Source organism: Streptomyces sp. NPDC008092 (assembly GCF_042957285.1).
In the GTDB taxonomy this organism is placed as follows: domain Bacteria; phylum Actinomycetota; class Actinomycetes; order Streptomycetales; family Streptomycetaceae; genus Streptomyces.
In genome coordinates, this window is record NZ_JBIBHY010000018.1 from 124,632 (window position 1) to 141,860 (window position 17,229).

Annotated in this window: 15 protein-coding genes; 6 read left to right on the forward strand and 9 right to left on the reverse strand. The window is 72.0% G+C overall.

Going from position 1 to position 17,229, the window contains the following annotated elements:
* Window positions 1–82 precede the first annotated feature (82 nt).
* Entirely contained in the window at window positions 83–928 is an 846-nt protein-coding gene (locus ACFZB3_RS42350; protein WP_391387072.1) for a siderophore-interacting protein, read from the forward strand.
* Window positions 929–1,078: 150 nt separating this feature from the next.
* Here the strand turns inward: ACFZB3_RS42350 and ACFZB3_RS42355 are convergent, their stop codons facing one another.
* From ACFZB3_RS42355 to ACFZB3_RS42365, 3 genes are all read right to left on the reverse strand, one after another.
* Window positions 1,079–1,855 (reverse strand): ABC transporter permease, encoded by a 777-nt coding sequence (locus tag ACFZB3_RS42355; protein ID WP_391387075.1) that lies wholly within the window; start codon window positions 1,853–1,855, stop codon window positions 1,079–1,081.
* On the reverse strand, window positions 1,852–2,865 hold the full coding sequence (locus ACFZB3_RS42360; protein ID WP_391387078.1) for an ATP-binding cassette domain-containing protein: 1,014 nt from the start codon (window positions 2,863–2,865) through the stop codon (window positions 1,852–1,854). The genes ACFZB3_RS42355 and ACFZB3_RS42360 overlap by 4 nt, the downstream gene beginning before the upstream one ends.
* Before the next feature lie 165 nt (window positions 2,866–3,030).
* Window positions 3,031–3,666, reverse strand: a complete 636-nt coding sequence (locus ACFZB3_RS42365; protein WP_391387081.1) for a helix-turn-helix transcriptional regulator — start codon at window positions 3,664–3,666, stop codon at window positions 3,031–3,033.
* Between the two features lie 211 nt (window positions 3,667–3,877).
* Here ACFZB3_RS42365 and ACFZB3_RS42370 point away from each other — a divergent pair, with 211 nt between their 5' ends.
* Window positions 3,878–5,407 (forward strand): amino acid permease, encoded by a 1,530-nt coding sequence (locus tag ACFZB3_RS42370; protein ID WP_391387083.1) that lies wholly within the window; start codon window positions 3,878–3,880, stop codon window positions 5,405–5,407.
* Between the two features lie 112 nt (window positions 5,408–5,519).
* On the forward strand, window positions 5,520–6,476 hold the full coding sequence (locus ACFZB3_RS42375; protein ID WP_391387086.1) for a pseudouridine synthase: 957 nt from the start codon (window positions 5,520–5,522) through the stop codon (window positions 6,474–6,476).
* Here ACFZB3_RS42375 and ACFZB3_RS42380 read toward each other — a convergent pair.
* The 6 genes from ACFZB3_RS42380 to ACFZB3_RS42405 form a co-directional block, all read right to left on the reverse strand.
* A complete protein-coding gene (locus tag ACFZB3_RS42380; protein WP_391387087.1) occupies window positions 6,473–7,957 on the reverse strand; it encodes a cytochrome P450 in 1,485 nt (494 codons plus the stop codon). The two genes, ACFZB3_RS42375 and ACFZB3_RS42380, sit on opposite strands and share 4 nt — an antisense overlap.
* 63 nt (window positions 7,958–8,020) lie before the next feature.
* Complete coding sequence (locus tag ACFZB3_RS42385) at window positions 8,021–8,641, reverse strand: ATP/GTP-binding protein (protein ID WP_390046228.1); 621 nt, start codon at window positions 8,639–8,641, stop codon at window positions 8,021–8,023.
* Window positions 8,622–9,050, reverse strand: coding sequence for a DUF742 domain-containing protein (locus ACFZB3_RS42390; RefSeq protein ID WP_391387091.1), 429 nt, complete (start codon window positions 9,048–9,050; stop codon window positions 8,622–8,624). The genes ACFZB3_RS42385 and ACFZB3_RS42390 overlap by 20 nt, the downstream gene beginning before the upstream one ends.
* Window positions 9,047–9,454, reverse strand: coding sequence for a roadblock/LC7 domain-containing protein (locus ACFZB3_RS42395; protein WP_089103096.1), 408 nt, complete (start codon window positions 9,452–9,454; stop codon window positions 9,047–9,049). The genes ACFZB3_RS42390 and ACFZB3_RS42395 overlap by 4 nt, the downstream gene beginning before the upstream one ends.
* Complete coding sequence (locus ACFZB3_RS42400) at window positions 9,451–11,070, reverse strand: ATP-binding protein (RefSeq protein WP_391387095.1); 1,620 nt, start codon at window positions 11,068–11,070, stop codon at window positions 9,451–9,453. Before ACFZB3_RS42400 ends, ACFZB3_RS42395 begins: the two co-directional genes overlap by 4 nt.
* Window positions 11,071–11,415: 345 nt before the next feature.
* Window positions 11,416–12,042 (reverse strand): TetR family transcriptional regulator, encoded by a 627-nt coding sequence (locus tag ACFZB3_RS42405; protein ID WP_391387097.1) that lies wholly within the window; start codon window positions 12,040–12,042, stop codon window positions 11,416–11,418.
* A gap of 207 nt (window positions 12,043–12,249) precedes the next feature.
* Here ACFZB3_RS42405 and ACFZB3_RS42410 point away from each other — a divergent pair, with 207 nt between their 5' ends.
* The 3 genes from ACFZB3_RS42410 to ACFZB3_RS42420 are packed head-to-tail and all read left to right on the forward strand — an operon-like array spanning window position 12,250 to window position 17,212.
* Window positions 12,250–13,074 carry an urea amidolyase associated protein UAAP1 gene (locus tag ACFZB3_RS42410; protein WP_391387100.1) on the forward strand — a complete coding sequence of 275 codons (825 nt, stop codon included), beginning with the start codon at window positions 12,250–12,252 and terminating at the stop codon, window positions 13,072–13,074.
* On the forward strand, window positions 13,071–13,703 hold the full coding sequence (locus ACFZB3_RS42415; protein WP_391387103.1) for an urea amidolyase associated protein UAAP2: 633 nt from the start codon (window positions 13,071–13,073) through the stop codon (window positions 13,701–13,703). The genes ACFZB3_RS42410 and ACFZB3_RS42415 overlap by 4 nt, the downstream gene beginning before the upstream one ends.
* The gene (locus ACFZB3_RS42420; protein WP_391387105.1) at window positions 13,700–17,212 is read left to right on the forward strand and encodes a 5-oxoprolinase/urea amidolyase family protein; all 3,513 of its coding nucleotides are present in this window, start codon (window positions 13,700–13,702) and stop codon (window positions 17,210–17,212) included. Before ACFZB3_RS42415 ends, ACFZB3_RS42420 begins: the two co-directional genes overlap by 4 nt.
* Window positions 17,213–17,229: the final 17 nt, after the last annotated feature.

The following is a 17,229-nucleotide window of genomic DNA, read 5'->3' on the forward strand; positions in this document are numbered from 1 at the left end:
CCCGAGTGTTCTTGAAAGAGGTGCCGACCGCGAACCAGGTGCTAACTTAGGTTAACCTAACCATTGAGCAGGGAGGCCGGTCATGGCAGAGCGCCCGGGACGTAAGCCGCGTAAGCCCCATTCCGCTCAGGTGGTGCGCACCGAACGGCTGAGCCCGCACATGCAGCGGGTCGTCCTCGGCGGTGACGGGCTGGCCGGTTTCGCCGCGGACACCTGCACCGATCATTACGTGAAACTCCTCTTCGGGCCGGCGGGCGTCAGCTATCCGGAGCCCTTCGACCTGGAGCGGATCCGGGCCGAGTTCCCCCGCGAGCACTGGCCGGTGACCCGGACCTACACCGTGCGCTCCTGGAATCCCGAGCACCGGGAGCTGACCCTGGACTTCGTGGTGCACGGCGACGAGGGCCTGGCCGGGCCGTGGGCCTGCCGGGTCCAGCCCGGCGAGACCGTGCGTTTCATGGGTCCCGGCGGCGCCTACGCCCCCGACACGGGCGCGGACTGGCATCTGCTCGCCGGTGACGAGAGCGCGCTGCCCGCGATCGCCCGCGCCCTGGAGTCCCTGCCTGCCGGGGCGAAGGCGTTCGCGTTCGTCGAGGTCTCCGGGCCCGCGGAGGAGCAGAAGATCGACTCCGATGTGGAGGTCGCCTGGCTGCACCGGGGCGAACGGCCGGTCGGCGAGGCCCTGGTCGCCGCCGTACGGGCACTGGAGTTCCCGGAGGGCCGGGTGCACGCCTTCGTGCACGGCGAGGCGAGCTTCGTGAAGGAGCTGCGGGCGCTGCTGCGCGTCGAGTGCCAGGTCCCGCGCGAGGACCTGTCGATCTCCGGCTACTGGCGCCTGGGGCACAACGAGGACGGCTGGCAGGCGTCCAAGCGCGACTGGAACGCCCGGATCGAGGCGGAGCAGGAGGGCGGCGCGGCCGCGGCCTGAACGGACGCCCGCACCGCGGACCGGCGGCACCTCACGAACAGGTGCCGCCGCCCTTCTCGCCGGTCACACCGACCGCCGGTACGACGTGTCCGTCACACCGACCGCCGGTACGACGTGACCGTCACCCCGGCCGCCGGTACGACGTGCCGGTCACACCGACCGCTGGTACGACCTGAAGGTCCTGATCGACAGCCACACGGCCGCCACCGCCAGCGCCAGCAGCGCCCCGCCGCGGCCGAGCACCGCTCCCCAGTCGGGGTCCGCCGACAGCGCCGAACGGCTCGCCACCATCGCCCAGTTGAGCGGGTTGAAGTCGGCGATGTGCCGCATCCAGCCGGGCATCTGGGACGGCGCCATGAAGGCGCTGGAGAGGAAGGTCAGCGGGAGCAGCAGGAAGGTGTTGATCCCGATGATCGACTCCCGCTCCCGCACCAGCATGCCGAGCGCGTTGGAGAGCGCGCCGAAGACCGTGCCGAGCAGGACCGCGGAGACCAGCAGGACCGCCACGCCGCCGATCCCGCCCGGGTAGTCGGCGCCGCCCAGCAGGCCGAGCAGCACGATGATCAGCGACTGGCCCGCGGTGACCAGGCCGTTGTTCACCACGTTGCCGTTCATCAGGGCTGCCCTGCTGACCGGTGTGGTCAGGAAGCGGTTGAGGGTGCCGCGCTGGATCTCCTCCAGGGTGCCCATGCCCGCCCACATGTTGGAGCTGAGGGCGCTCATCACGACCACGCCCGGCACCAGGTAGTCGAGGTAGGAGGTGGTGCCGAAGCCGCCCAGCTCGACGACCTTCCTGAAGAGGTTGCCGAACAGGAACAGCCAGATCACCGGCTGGATCAGGGTGATGACGGCGAACGCCGGCTGCCGGGCGAACACCACCAGCTGACGCTGGGTCATGTACCAGGTCTGGGAGACGGCGTTGCTCATCGCGCACCTCCGGCCAGGGCGAGGGAACCGGTGCCGGTGGCGTCGGCCTCCGCGTAACGGCGGCCGGCGTAGCGCAGGTAGACGTCGTCGAGGGAGGGCCGGGCGACGGTCGCGGCGACCACGGTCACCCCGGCCCGCTCCAGGGCGGCCAGCAGCGCCGGCATCGCGGCGGCCCCGTCGTCGGCGCGGGCGCTGATCCGGCGCCCGTCGAACAGTGCCTCGTGCACGCCCGGCAGCCCGGTCAGCGCGCCCGTGAGCAGGGTGCGGCCGGCTTCCCCGGGCGCCTCGCGCAGCTCCACGTGGACGGCGTCGCCGCGCAGTTCGCCCTTGAGGGAGTCCGGGGTGCCCTCGACGACGACCCGGCCGCGGTCGACGATCGCGATCCGCTCGGCGAGCCGGTCGGCCTCCTCCAGGTAGTGCGTGGTGAGCAGGATGGTCAGGCCCTCCTGGCCGGCCAGCCGGCCGATCTCGTCCCACATCGCGGTGCGGGCCTCGGGGTCGAGGCCGGTGGTGGGCTCGTCGAGGAAGAGCACCTCGGGACGGTGGACCAGGCCGAGCGCCACGTCGAGTCGGCGCCGCATCCCGCCGGAGTACCCCTTGACCTGCCGGCCGGCGGCGTCGGTGAGGGTGAAGCGGTCCAGCAGTTCGTCGACCCGGCGGTCGAGCCCGGCCCCGCGCAGGCCGTAGAGCCTGCCCTGGAGCTGGAGGTTCTCCCGGCCGGTGGCGACCGGGTCGGCGCCGGAGTTCTGGGCGACCACGCCGATCGCGCGGCGCACCCGGTCGGGCCGGCGCAGCACGTCGTGGCCGGCCACGGTGGCGGTGCCCGAGTCGGGGCGGGCCAGGGTGGTGAGGATCTTGACGGTGGTGGACTTGCCGGCGCCGTTGGGCCCGAGGAGCCCGAAGACGGTGCCGGGTTCGACGGTGACGTCCATGCCGTTCAGCGCGGTGACGTCGCCGGGATAGGTCTTGATCAGCTGGCGCGCCTGCACTGCGGGCGCACGGGTGTTCATGACAGGGCTCTCCTGAATGAGCGGATGACAGCTGATCCGCGGAAGGAGCGCCGGGCTATCCTGGGTGTGCCGCACCTCGATCGCCCGGATCTGCCTCTCGGCGGGTTCAGCTCGGGGTTCGAGACCCTGGCGGGGCTGCTGCAACAGCTCCGCCGGGGTCTGTTTCTACTGCTGGTCCGCCTCCGTGAACTCCGGCGGGAACTCGCCGGTCTCGTGGAACCGGCGCCAGCTCTCGACGCCGGGCAGCGAACCGTCCTTGATCTCCCGCACGAAGCCGCGGACCCAGTCGGTCTGCGCCTCCAGCATGTGCAGGTGGTACTCGACCTCGACGACGAACAGCCGGGGCAGTGTCTCGTGCAGCTTCTCCAGCACGGCCCGGCCCCCGGCGACCTCGACCTCCAGGGACCCCAGCCGCTCCTCCAGCAGGCGCTCGACCTCGTCCGGCGGCAGGGCGCCCAGCAGGGAGAGCGCCGTCTCGAAGATCGGGTACTCCTTGACCGGGACGGCCAGCAGGTCGGACAGCCAGTGGACCGTCTCCTCGCGCCCGGCGTCGGTGATGCCGTAGACCGTGCGCTCCGGACGGTTGCCCTGCCGCTCCACGTCGGCCACCTCGACGAAGCCGTGCTTCTCCAGGTTCTGCATGACCGTGTAGAGCGAGCCGTAGTTGATCCGGGTGCTGGTGTCCTTGCCCTGGCGGCGCATGGTCTGGGCGATCTCGTACGGGTGCATCGGCGCCTGGAGGAGGGTCGTCAGCACGACGAGCGCCAGAGGATTGCTGAGCTTGCGGCGCTTCACCGCCATGCCGACCACCTCGCTTCCGAATATCCGTCGCCGAACATATCGCGTCCGCTCCACGCCCGTCAATACACACGATGTATCGCGTCTGGAGCGGTCACGCAAGGGCGTGAGGACTTGGGCCCGCCCCGGACACGCCGGCGTGACGCCCTCGAAACAGCGCGTCCCTAATTTCTGTCGCCCGACAGGAAATCCGCCCTGACAGGCAGGTACCGCCGTGACGACCATCGACGACCACTCCCTGAAGGAGTCCGACGACCGCTCCCTGGAGGAGTTCGGCTACCGCCAGGAGCTGCACCGCAGCCTCGGCCGGTACGCCTCGTTCGCCGCCGGGTTCTCCTTCATCTCCGTACTGACGACCGTCTTCCAGTTCTTCGCCTTCGGGTACGCGTTCGGCGGCCCGGTCTTCTTCTGGGCCTGGCCGGCCGTCCTCATCGGCCAGTTGCTGGTGGCCGCGTGCTTCGCCGAACTGGCCGGCCGCTACCCGATCTCCGGCGCCATCTACCAGTGGTCCTCACGCCTGTCGAACCCGACCTTCGGCTGGTTCGCCGGCTGGATCATGGTGATCGGGCAGATCGTGGTGGTCGCGGCGGCCGCGCTCGCGCTGCAGATGGTGCTGCCCGCGCTGTGGTCCGGCTTCCAGCTGATCGGCACGGACACCGCCGTGACCTCGGCCGACGGGACCGCCAACGCGGCCGTGCTGGGCGTCGTCCTGCTGGTGCTGACCACCGTCGTGAACATCATGGACAACCGGGTGATGTCCGTGGTCAACCGGGTCGGGGTGACCGCCGAGATCATCGGCGCGGTGCTGATCATCGTGCTGCTGCTCACCCACTCCAAGCGCTCCCCCGGCATCACGTTCCACACCGGCACGGCCGCCGAGGGCGGTCTGCTGGGCGCTCTCCTGGTCGGCTCGTTCACGGCCGCGTACGTGATGATCGGCTTCGACAGCGCGGGCGAGATGAGCGAGGAGACGCACCACCCGCGGCGTACGGCGCCGCGCACGATCCTCACGGCGCTGTCCGCCGCGGGCCTGCTCGGCGGCCTGGTCATCCTGGGCGGTCTGCTGGCCGCGCCCAGCCTGACCGACGGGCACCTGGGGGTCGACGGGCTGAGCTACGTCCTGACCAGCAGCCTCGGCGACGGGGTGGGCCGGGTACTGCTGGCCGACGTGGTGGTGGCGATCGCGGTGGCGACGCTGGCGATCCAGACCGCGGCCTCGCGAATGCTGTTCTCGATGGCCCGGGACGGGCAGCTGCCGTTCGCCGAGCGGCTGGCGCGGGTGAACCCGCGTACTGGGATGCCGGGGGCGCCGGCCGTGGTGGTGGGGGTGCTGGCCGCCGTACTGCTGCTGCTCAACTTCGCCTCGCCGGACGCGTTCCTGGCGATCGGGACCACCTGCATCGTGATGCTGTACCTCGCCTACGCGATGGTGACCGGGCCGCTGCTGGTGCGGCGGCTGCGGGGCGAGTTCCGGGTGGAGGGGACGGACGAGACCGGGGCGCCGCTGTTCTCGCTGGGGCGGTGGGGAGTGCCGGTCAACGTGGTCGCGCTGCTGTACGGGCTGGTGATGACCGTGAATCTGGCGTGGCCTCGGGGGGCGGTGTACGACCCGGCGGGGGGCCACTGGTACTTCCGGTGGTTCACCGTGTTGTTCCTGACGGTGACGGTGGTGGGGGGTGCGGTCTGGCGGCTCACCCGGGCGGAGTCCCGAAGTGCGGTCGCTGTGCCGGAGGCTGTGGCGTAGTCGGTCGGGTGCGGGTGGGTGGGTGGGGGCTGGTCGCGCCCACGCGGCGGAGCCGCATGGCGATACAGCCCCGCGCCCCTCACGGGGCGCGTCCCCGTACCCTTGGCTGCAAATGAGACGTAAGACCTCCGTACCGCCTTCCCCCCTCCCCCAGCGCCATGGGGTGGACCCCGTGCGGATCCGGTTGCCCTTCTCGGACGGTTGGGCCACGGTCGGCGACTACCTGATCGCGCGGCTCTCCGGAGCCGGACCCGGCGTTGTCGAGCAGATGCTGGACTCGGGGCTCGTCGTGGACGCCGACGGACACCCCGTCGCCGCCCGCGCGCCCTACTCCCCCGGCCGCTACCTCTTCTTCCACCGCGACCTGCCCGCCGAGGTCCCGGTCCCCTTCCCCCTCGAAGTCGTCCACCGCGACGACCACCTCGTCGTCGCCGACAAGCCGCACTTCCTCGCCACCACCCCGCGCGGCAGCCACGTCACCGAGACCGCCCTCGCCCGGCTGCGGCGGGAGCTGGGGATCCCCGCGCTCGGGGCCGCGCACCGGCTGGACCGGCTCACGGCCGGGCTCGTGCTGTTCACCGTGCGGCCCGCGGAGCGGGGCGCGTACCAGAGGCTGTTCAGCGAGCGGCGGGTACGCAAGGAGTACGAGGCGATCGCGCCGTACGACCCTTCGCTCGCCGTTTCCCGGACCGTGCGCAGCCGGATCCTCAAGGAGCGCGGGGTGCTGGCGGCCCGCGAGATCGAGGGGGAGCCCAATGCGGAGACCGTCGTCGAACTGGTCGGACGCAGCGGGGACCTGGGCCGGTACCGGCTCACCCCGCACACCGGGCAGACCCATCAACTGCGCGTGCACATGAACGCGTTGGGCGTGCCGATTCTCGGGGATCCGCTGTATCCCGAGGTGGCCGGCCCCGTGCCGGACGGTGACTTCCGGCGTCCGCTGCAACTGCTGGCGCGGCGGCTGGAGTTCACCGATCCGGTCACGGGGGTGGAGCACCGGCTGTGCAGCGGCCGGACGCTGCAGGCCTGGGACTCGTACCCGGCGTGGGCCGGTGGTCAGGTCCGCTAACGGCCCAGCCACCAGCGGCGCAGCCGGGGCCAGATGCCGCGCGGCCTGGCCGGTTCGGAGGCGGCCGCGGCCACCGGCGCCGTCGGCAGGGGCACGGGGGCGGGGGCGGGGACCGGTTCCGGTGCCACCGGGCGGGGGACGCCGACCTGCCAGTCGGTGCGCTGCGGGGGGACGAGGGCCGGGCTCGGCATGAGGGTGACGTCCTGCTTCGGCTTGGGGTCGAAGCGCACCGGCAGTTCCACCAGGTGCCGGGAGGCGATGGAGGCGCGCCAGCGCAGCTCCTCCTCGTCGCAGTCGAGCTGGATGTCGGAGAGCCGGGTGAGCAGCTGGTCGACCCCGACGTCGGCGATGGCGCGGCCGATGTCCTGGCCGGGGCATTCGTGCGGGCCGCCGCCGAAGGCGAGGTGGGAGCGGTTGCCCTGCATGTTGGCGCCCAGGTCCGGGCGGACGCGCGGGTCGACGTTGCCCGGCGCGGGCGCGTAGAGCAGTCCGTCGCCCTTGCGGATGCGCTGGCCGCCGAGTTCCGTGTCCTGCTTGGCGAAGTAGGCGAAGACGGTGCTGAACGGCGGCTCGTCCCACAGGGACTGCTCGATCGCCTCGGGCACGGTCATCTGGCCGCCGTTGAGCTGGGCGCGGAAGCCGGGCTCGGTGAGGACCATGCGCAGGGCGTTGGCGAGGAGGTTGGCGGTGGTCTCGTAGGCGGCGTAGAGGACGACCCGCAGGTGCTGGGCGACCTCGTCGTCGTTGAGCCCGGCCGGGTGGTTGACGAGGTGGCTGGTGAAGTCGTCCTCGGGGCGGGCCCGGCGGCGGGCGGTGAGCCGGGTCAGGCAGCCCATGACGTACTCGTTGCTGGCGATCGCGGTCTCGGTGCCCTTGAGCGCGTCCCGGGTGGCCTCCACGATCCGCTCGTTGTACTCCTCGGGCATGCCGAGCAGTTCGCACATGACGGCCATCGGCAGGTGCTCGGAGTACTGGGAGACCAGGTCGGCGCGGCCCTTCTCGCAGAACTCGTTGACCAGCAGCTGGGTGTAGCGGCCGATGAGGCGGCGGATGCTGCGGTGGTCGATGGTGGTCATGGCGCCCTGGACCGCCGCGCGCAGCCGCAGGTGCTCGTCGCCCTCGGCGTGCGAGCAGATGGGCTGCCAGGCGATGTGCGGCATGAGGGGGTGGTCGGGCTTGACCATGCCCTCGCGCAGCGGGGTCCAGATGCGGCTGTCCCGGGTGAAGACGGCGGGGGTGCGGACCATCTGGAGGTTCTCGGTGAGGCCGAGGACCACCCAGATCGGCACGTCGTCGTGGAGCAGGACGGGCGCCACGGAGCCGTGGTCCTCGCGCAGCTTCTCGTAGAGCTCGCCCAGGTGGTCCGCGTCGGCGCCGTAGAGCCGGTGGAGTCCGCCGGGGCCGCGGTCGTGCGCCGGGCAGCCGGGCGGCGGGACCGGGTCCGTGCTGGCGCCGGCCGGGAAGGGGGATTCAGGCGTCACAGTGATCGCTCCGAAGAGATCCGAAAGATTCTTACGACAGTCCGGAGAGGTCCGGACGAGGTGTCAGGTGAGCGCGCCGGACATGGCGAGCGAGTGCAGGAAGCGCATCAGCGTCATCAGGACGTCGCGGCTGGAGGCCCGGCGGCGGGCGTCGCACTCGATGATGGGGACGTCGGGTGGCAGGTCCAGCGCGGTGCGCAGTTCCTCGACGGGGTAACGGGGCGCGTCCGGGAAGGAGTTGACGGCGACGACGAACGGCACCCCGCGCTCCTCCAGGCGTCCCATCACGTCGAAGCTGACCTCCAGGCGCCGGGTGTCGATGAGGACGACCGCACCGAGGGCGCCTTCGAACAGGCCGTTCCACAGGAACCAGAAGCGTTCCTGGCCGGGGGTGCCGAAGAGGTAGAGGACCAGCTGGTCGGTGATGCTGATGCGGCCGAAGTCCATGGCCACGGTGGTGGCGGTCTTGGAGTCGGAGCCGTAGTTGTCGTCGACCCCGATGCCGGCCTGGGTCATGGTCTCCTCGGTGGTCAGCGGTCGGATCTCGCTGACGGAGCCGACCATGGTGGTCTTGCCGACCCCGAAGCCGCCCACGATCACGATCTTCACCGCGGCCTGGGCGGTGTGCGGGAGATGGTCCTCGGTGCGGGGGCCGGGGATCGTGTCAGAGCTTTTGAAGTCCATGCATCACCGCTTCGAGAAGTGAACGGTCGGGGAGCGCCTGGCGGACGATGGGGGCGCGCGCCTGCACCAGTTCGGCCGTGATCAGCTCGGTGATCAGTGCCGTCATCGCGCTGAACGGCAGGTTGAGGTAGGCCGAGAGCTCGGCCACGGACAGCGGGGCGAGACAGAGCCGGAGCAGCGCCGCCTGCTCCGGGGTGACGGAGGGCGGTGCGGCGGCGCGCGCCACGATTAAGGTGACCAGGTCGAGTTCGGCCCGGGCACCGTCGGCGCCGCTGATGACGTAGAGCCGTTCGGGGTTCTTGTTGTCCTCGTCCTCGCCGCCGTTCTCGGGGGCCGGCGGCGTGGACGGGGCCGGGGGTGGAGCGAGTTCCGGCCTGGGCCGGCGCCGTTTGCGTTGCGGAGGAGTCATACGGTCTGCCCGTTCCGCCGGGGCGGACTGGTGAGGTGGGCGCCGATGCGGACGACGAGGTCGCGCATCATCTCGCTCATCCGGCCCGGTTCGCAGGTGACGTCGGCGAGCACGGCGAGGTAGGCGTTGGCGCCGGCGGACATCAGGTAGAAGTAGCCTCTGTCGATCTCGATCAGGACGAGGTTCATGTCGCCGTTGCTGATGGGGAGTTCCTGGGCGACGGCACTGGCCAGGCTCTGCACGCCCGCGCAGGCCGCGGCGAGCCGGTCGGCGGCGTCGGGGTCGCCGCCGTGCCGGGCGATGCGCAGGCCGTCGGCGGAGAGCACGACGATCATCTCGACGCCCGGTACGCCGTCGGCGAGTTGCTTGAGCATCCAGTCGAAGTTGCCGCGCTGCTGGATCACTTGAGGTCCCCCTCGTCGTCGGCCTCGGTGCCGGCCGGGTCGTTGATCAGGTGCAGGTACTTGGTGGGGTTCCGGGTGAAGTCGGTGGGGTGGACACCCGGGTTGTTCTTCTTGAGCCCCTCCCAGAAGGCCTCGACCCAGAGGCCGGGCTCGCGGCGCTCCGGCTCCGGTTCGGGGTCGGGCTCCTTGTGCTGCGACCAGATGGTCGGGTTGCCCTCGCGTTCGGCGCGCTCGATGGCGGCCTGCTCGGCGATCCGCTGGCTGAGCGGCGTCTTCATCCGGCTGCGCCGCTGCGGCAGCCCGCCCGCCGTCCATTCGGTGACCTCGGGGACGTCGTCCTCCATGGAGATCCCGGCGGGGATGCGGGGGCTGGTGGGCCGGCGCCGCTTGGGCGGGCGCTTGGGGCCTTCGAGGGCGCCCAGCTCGGGCTTGGGGATGCCGGTGGCGCCGATGCCGTGGGCGATGCCGGGGGCGGGGTCGGTGGTCATCATGTCGCTGGGCACGATGAGCACGGCCCGGACACCGCCGTACGCGGAGGCGCGCAGCGAGACGTCCATGTTGTACGTCTTGCACAGGCGGCCCACGACCGAGAGGCCGAGGCGCGGGTTCTCGCCGAGGACCTGGATGTCCTTGCCCTGCTTGGCCTTCTCCAGCAGGCTCTCCAGGCGGTCGCGGGCCTCCTCGTTGAGGGTGACGCCGGCGTCCTCGATCTCGATGCACACGCCGGACTGCACCTCGACGGCGGTGACGTGCACCTTGGTGGAGGGCGGCGAGTAGCGGGTGGCGTTGTCGAGGAGTTCGGCGGCCGCGTGGATGACCGGCTCGACGGAGGTGCCCTTGATGTTGACCTGGCAGATGGAGTGCAGCTCGATGCGCCGGTACTCCAGGATCCGGGACATGGCGCCGCGCAGCACGCTGTAGAGGGCGACGGGGTTGGGCCACTGGCGGCCCGGGCGGCCGCCGCCGAGCACGGAGACCGAGTCGGCGAGGCGTCCGATCAGCGCGGTGCCGTGGTCGATGCGCAGCAGGTCGTCGAAGACCTCGGGGTTGCGGCCGTGGTCCTCCTCCATCTCCCGCAGTTCGTGGGCCTGCTGGTGGACGATGGCCTGGACGCGGCGGGCGACGCTGACGAACGAGCGCTCCAGGGAGTCGCGCTGGAGGTCCTCCTCGTCGACGATGTCGAGCATGATGCGGATCAGCCGGCGCTGCGACTCGGGGGCGTGGCGCATCCGCGGGTCGACGTCGAAGAGCTGGCGGACCACCTCTTTGGGTGACTCGCCGGCCTTCAGCCGGTAGAGCGCGGTCGGGAAGACCTCCCGGCCGAGGTGCTCGATCTCCTCGTCGCTCGCGGTGAGGCGCCGTTCCAGATACGCACTGTGACGGTTGTGCTCGGCCCGGGCGTCCCGGAGCCTACGGCCGCGGCGTACCGCTTCCGCCGCCGTCGCGAGCACCAGCAGCATGCCGACGGCCCCGCACACGCCGACGGCGATCCGGGCGGACCCCGCCACCAGGACGACGGCGGCGGCGGTCGCCGCGGCCATCAGTATGGCGGGCAGCAACAGCACGCGCGCCAGGGAAAGTTCACGGCCATCGGGAGGCGATTGCACACTCACCATGTATGCCTTCTGAGACGAATCGGCTGGGTGTCGGGGGAGCTCGTGGGGGGAAGGTTCATGGAGCAGTCTGGATCTTCCGTATGTTTGGGAACAGACGCACGAATTCACCTCAACTCGGTGCGCCGCGGGCGAGCTTAGTCCGACCGGATCAACGCCGTGTCATATTCGGCAAGCACCTGAAAACACCCAAAGGACTGGAGTACCCTCGGTCGTTTTGCACGGAGGGCATTCATTCGAACACGGCCCGTCACGGCGTACGGGCGTACGGTGGCCACTCACCGTGACGGGTGAAGGGCGCCTCCGGAGCGAAACCTCCGGCGCTCCCCGCGAGTCCCCTCAGACCCTTCAGACCCCTACGATCCGCAGCGCGGCCTCGGCCGTGGCGCGGGCGAACTCGCGGGCGGGGCGCTCGGGTTCGGAGCGGTGGACGAGGATGACGCCCTCGATCAGCCCGAAGACGAGATCGGTCCGCAGCTCCAGCTCACCCTTGGCCAGCGCCCCACCGGCCGCCGTGGCGGCGATCAACTGCCGGTAGGCGTCCTTGAGTTCGGCGCGTACCGCATGGAATCCGGCGAACCGCTCGGCGCGCACCTCGGGCAGCAGGTAGAGCGCGCCGAGATTGTGCGGCCCGGCGCACAGCAGCTCCACGTCGGCCCGGCACAGGACCCGCAGCCGCTCCTCGGCCGGGGTCGCGTGGTCCGCGAGCAGCTCGCGCGCACAGGCCAGCGACGGCGTGACGGTGGACTCGAGGAGTTCGGCGAGCAGCTCCTCCTTGCCGGAGACGTAGTGGTACATCGACGCCTGCCGCATGCCCGCGCGCTCGGCGACGGCCCGGGTGGTGGTGGCCGCGTAGCCGTGGGTGGTGAACAACTCGGCCGCGGCCGCGAGCAGTTCGGCCCGCGGCTCCAGGCCGCTGTCCGGCCGCTGCGCGGCCCGCGGCCGGCCGACCCGGCGGCCACTGCTCGTCCCCATGCGTTCGATCCTCGCACACGACGTCGCACGGCGATCACGCCGACGCCCCGCCCTCCGGGCCACCGCCCCCCGGTGAGCCCTCGGTAACCGGGCCGGAACACCGCGGCAACGCCGCCGACCCGGCCCACCCCTAATTTCTGTCGGGCGACAGAAATGTCCCGGGGCCCGTCCGGGCCCCACCCCAGACCAAGGAGCCGGAGGTCAGCGATGGCGACAGCGACCACGTACGGAGCCCGGGCGCACGCCCGCGCCCAGGAGGGCACCCGCGCCGAGGCCATGCCCGTGGTACCGGCCGCCGACTGGCCCGACCCGCCCTGCGAGGCGGGCCACCTGGTGTGGGCCGAGACGGTGGCCGGCGGCAACTACACGCACCGCGTCCTGGCCCGCGGCACCGAACTGCGCCTGACCGACCTCACCGGCGACGCCTGCGCCCACCTCCTGCTGTACGCCGACGGCCGCCCCTGGGAGCGGCTGAACGTCGCCGACACCGTCAAGGTCCAGTGGAACGCCTACCTCGGCGAGGGCGTACTGCTCCTCTCCGACCAGGGCCGGGTCCTCGCTTCCGTCGTCGCCGACACCTCCGGCCGCCATGACGCCCTGTGCGGCACCTCCACCCTGGTCCGCAACACCGAGCGGTACGGGGACGGCACCCCGCAGTCGCCCTCCCCCGCCGGACGCGAGCTGTTCAAGCTGGCGGCCGCCAAGAACGGCCTGGAACCGCGCGACCTGCCGCCGTCCCTGTCGTTCTTCCAGGGCGTGGCGGTGGGCGACGACGGCACGCTGGACTTCACCGGCTCGGCCGGCCCCGGCGGCAGCGTGACGCTCCGCGCCGAGCAGGACGTGACCGTGCTGATCGCCAACGTCCCGCACCCGGCCGACCCGCGCCCCGACTACGTCAGCACCCCCCTGGAGGTGCTGGCCTGGCGCGCCGCCGCCACGTCGCCCGGCGACCCGCTCTGGGACGCGACCCCCGAAGGCCGCCGCGCCTTCCTCAACACCCGTGAATTCCTCGCCGCGAGGGGGCTCGCATGAGCACGAGCACGCAGACCGCCGTCGTCCAGGCCCGCGCCGCCTGGTCCGCCGTGATCCGCGCGGGCGACACCCTCACCATCACCGACCTGCACGGCAACCAGGCCGTCGACTTCCTCGTCTACGACGCCCACGACACAGCCGTCCGCTACAGCGCCCCCGACACCGTCCACGCCCAGGGCAACATCTTCCTCACCACCGGCAGCGTCCTCCTCTCCAACGAGCACACCCCGCTGATGACCGTGACCGAGGACGAGGTCGGCCGGCACGACACGGTCGGCGGCGCCTGCTCCAAGGAGTCCAACACCCTGCGCTACGGCCACCACACCTGGTCGCAGCACGCCTGCGTGGACAACTTCCTCGCCGAGGGCGCCCGGCACGGCCTCGGCAAGCGCGACCTGGTCTCCAACATCAACTGGTACATGAACGTGCCGGTCGAGAAGGACGGCACCCTCGGCATCGTCGACGGCCTCTCGGCCCCCGGCCGGAAGCTGTCCCTGCGCGCCGAACGGGACGTCCTCGTCCTGGTCTCCAACTGCCCCCAGATCAACAACCCCTGCAACGGCTTCGACCCGACGGCCGTGCAGATGACGATCACCGGGGCCGCGGACCGCACCGGGGCCGCGGCATGACCTCCTTCGACAAGCTCCTCGTCGCCAACCGTGGCGAGATCGCCGTCCGCATCATCCGCACCGCCCGCGAACTGGGCCTGCGCACGGTCGCCGTGTACTCCGACCCCGACCGCTCGGCCCCGCACGTGCGCCTGGCCGACGAGGCGGTCCGGCTCGGCCCGGCCCCGGCGAAGGAGTCCTACCTCGACGCCGACCTGGTCCTGAAGGCCGCCAAGGACACCGGCGCGGGCGCGATCCACCCCGGATACGGCTTCCTCTCCGAGGACGCCGCCTTCGCCCGGCGCTGCGAGGAGGCGGGGATCGTCTTCGTCGGTCCGACACCGGAGCAGCTGGAGCTGTTCGGCGCCAAGCACACCGCACGGGCGGCGGCCGAGGCGGCCGGGGTGCCGCTGGCACCGGGCACCGGGCTGCTGGCCGACCTGTCCGAGGCCCTCCGCGAGGCGTCCGCGATCGGCTACCCCGTCATGCTCAAGGCCACCGGCGGTGGCGGCGGAATCGGTATGTCGGCATGTCGGTCGGCCGACGAACTGGCCGACGCCTGGGACCGCGTCCAGCGCGTCGCCGCCGCCTCCTTCTCCTCCGCCGGGGTCTTCCTGGAACGCCTCGTCGAGCACGCCCGCCATGTCGAGGTCCAGGTCTTCGGCGACGGCGCCGGCCGGGTCGTCACCTTCGGCGACCGGGACTGCTCCCTGCAGCGCCGCAACCAGAAGGTGGTCGAGGAGGCCCCCGCCCCCGGCCTCCCCCCGCACGTCCGCGCACAACTCGCCACCGCCGCCCGCGACCTGTGCGCCTCCGTCGGCTACCGCTCGGCCGGCACGGTCGAGTTCGTCTACGACGCCGCCCGCGAGGAGGCCTACTTCCTGGAGGTCAACACCCGCCTCCAGGTCGAACATCCGGTCACCGAGGAGATCTACGGCGTCGACCTGGTCGCCTGGATGCTGCGCCTCGCCCGCGGCGAGAGCGACGTCGTCCGCGATCCGGGCACACCGCGCGGCCACGCCGTCGAGGCCCGCGTCTACGCCGAGGACCCCTCCCGCGAACACCGGCCCAGCGCGGGCCTGCTGACCCAGGTGGAGTTCCCGGAGGGCGTGCGCGTCGACGGCTGGGTGGAGGCCGGCACCGAGGTGACGACGTCGTACGACCCGATGCTCGCGAAGGTCGTCGCGTACGGCCCCGACCGCGCCGAGGCGCTGCGCCGGCTCGACGAGGCACTGACCGCGACCCGTGTCGACGGCATCGAGACCAACCTCGGCCTGGTCCGCGCGGCCCTCGCCGACCGGGACTTCCGCGCGGCCGCCCACTCCACGGCCACCCTCGCCTCGGTCGCCGACCCCACCCCCCGGATCGAGGTCGTCGCCGCCGGCACGCTCACCACGGTCCAGGACTGGCCGGGCCGCACCGGCTACTGGCAGGTCGGCGTCCCCCCGAGCGGCCCGATGGACGACCGCTCCTTCCGCCTCGGCAACCTCGCCCTCGGCAACCCGGCGGGCGCGCCCGGCCTGGAATGCACCCTCCAGGGGCCGGCCCTGCGCTTCACCCACCCCATCACCGTCTGCGTGACCGGCGCCCCGGCCCCGGTGACCGTCGACGGCACCCCGGTGGCCCAGTGGGAGCCGGTGACGGTCCCGGCGGGCGGCCTGCTGGAGATCGGCGCCCCGGCCGAGCACGGCCTGCGCACCTACGTCCTGTTCGCCGGCGGCGGCCTGGACGTGCCCGCCTTCCTGGGCAGCGCGAGCACCTTCACCCTGGGCCGGTTCGGCGGCCACGGCGGCCGGGCGCTGCGCCCGGGCGACGTCCTGCACGGCGGGGCGGTGACGGACGGCGAGCCGGTCGCCGACCGCCCGCGCTTCACCGCCACCTGGCGGCTCGCGGCGGTCGAAGGCCCGCATGCCGCCCCGGAGTTCTTCACCGAGGACGACATCCGCGACTTCTACGCGGCCGAGTGGAAGGTGCACTTCAACTCGGCCCGCACCGGGGTCCGCCTGGTCGGCCCCAAGCCGCGCTGGGCCCGCACCGACGGCGGCGAGGCGGGCCTGCACCCCTCCAACATCCACGACACCCCGTACTCGGTCGGCGCCGTCGACTACACCGGCGACATGCCGGTCCTGCTCGGCCCCGACGGCCCCTCCCTGGGCGGCTTCGTGTGCCCGGCGACCGTCCTGAGCGGCGAACGCTGGAAGCTGGGCCAGCTCCGCCCCGGCGACACGGTCCGCTTCACCCCGGTCGACGTGACCGGCGCGCCGCGCCCCGAGATCGTCGACGGCGGAATCCTGGCCCGGGACGGCGACGTGACCTACCGGCGCAGCGGTGACGACAACCTGCTGGTCGAGTTCGGCCCCATGCAGCTGGACCTCGCCCTGCGGATGCGCGTCCACGCCCTGATGGAGGCGGTGACGGCGGCCGACCTGCCCGGGGTCACCGACCTCACGCCGGGCATCCGCTCCCTGCAGATCCAGACCGACCCACGCCTTCTCGCCCAGGCCGAACTCCTGCACGCGGTACAGGAGATCGTCCTCGCCCTGCCGCCCACCGACGAACTGGTGGTCCCCTCCCGCACGGTCCACCTCCCCCTGTCCTGGGACGACCCGGCGACCCGCGAGGCGATCGCCCGCTACATGGCAGGGGTTCGCGACGACGCCCCCTGGTGCCCGTGGAACATCGAGTTCATCCGCCGGATCAACGGCCTTGACTCGGTGGACGACGTCTACCGCACGGTCTTCGACGCGGAGTACCTGGTCCTGGGCCTGGGTGATGTGTACCTGGGCGCCCCGGTGGCCACCCCGCTCGACCCCCGCCACCGCCTGGTCACGACGAAGTACAACCCGGCCCGCACCTGGACCGCCGAGAACTCCGTGGGCATCGGCGGCGCCTACCTGTGCATCTACGGCATGGAGGGCCCCGGCGGCTACCAGTTCGTCGGCCGTACCACCCAGGTGTGGTCGGGCTGGCAGCAGCGCGGCGCGTTCGAGCCGGGCAGGCCGTGGCTGCTGCGGTTCTTCGACCGCATCAAGTGGTATCCGGTCTCCGCCGGGGAACTCCTCGACCTGCGGGCCGACATCACCTCCGGCCGCTTCGTCCCGCGCATCGAGGAGGGCACCTTCTCGCTCTCCGCGTACCAGGCCTTCCTCGCCGAACACGCCGGATCCGTCGCCGAGTTCAGGTCACGGCAGCAGGCGGCCTTCGCCGCGGAGCGCGACGCGTGGGAAGCCGCGGGCGAGTTCGCGAGGGCGGAGGCCTCGGCCGCACCGGCCGCCGCCCCGGCCGAGGTGTCCGTACCGCCGGGCGGACGGCTGATAGAGGCCGAGTTCGCGGCCTCCGTATGGCAGTTGAACGTGCAGCCGGGTGACGAGGTGACGGCGGGCCAGCCGCTCCTCGCCCTGGAGGCGATGAAGATGGAGTCCAGGGTGCACGCGCCGGTGCCCGGTGTGGTGACGGAGATCCTGGCCCGGCCCGGCGACCAGGTGGAGGCGGGGACGGCACTGCTCGTCCTGGCGCCGGCCGCGAACTGAGCGACAGGAGCAAGCAC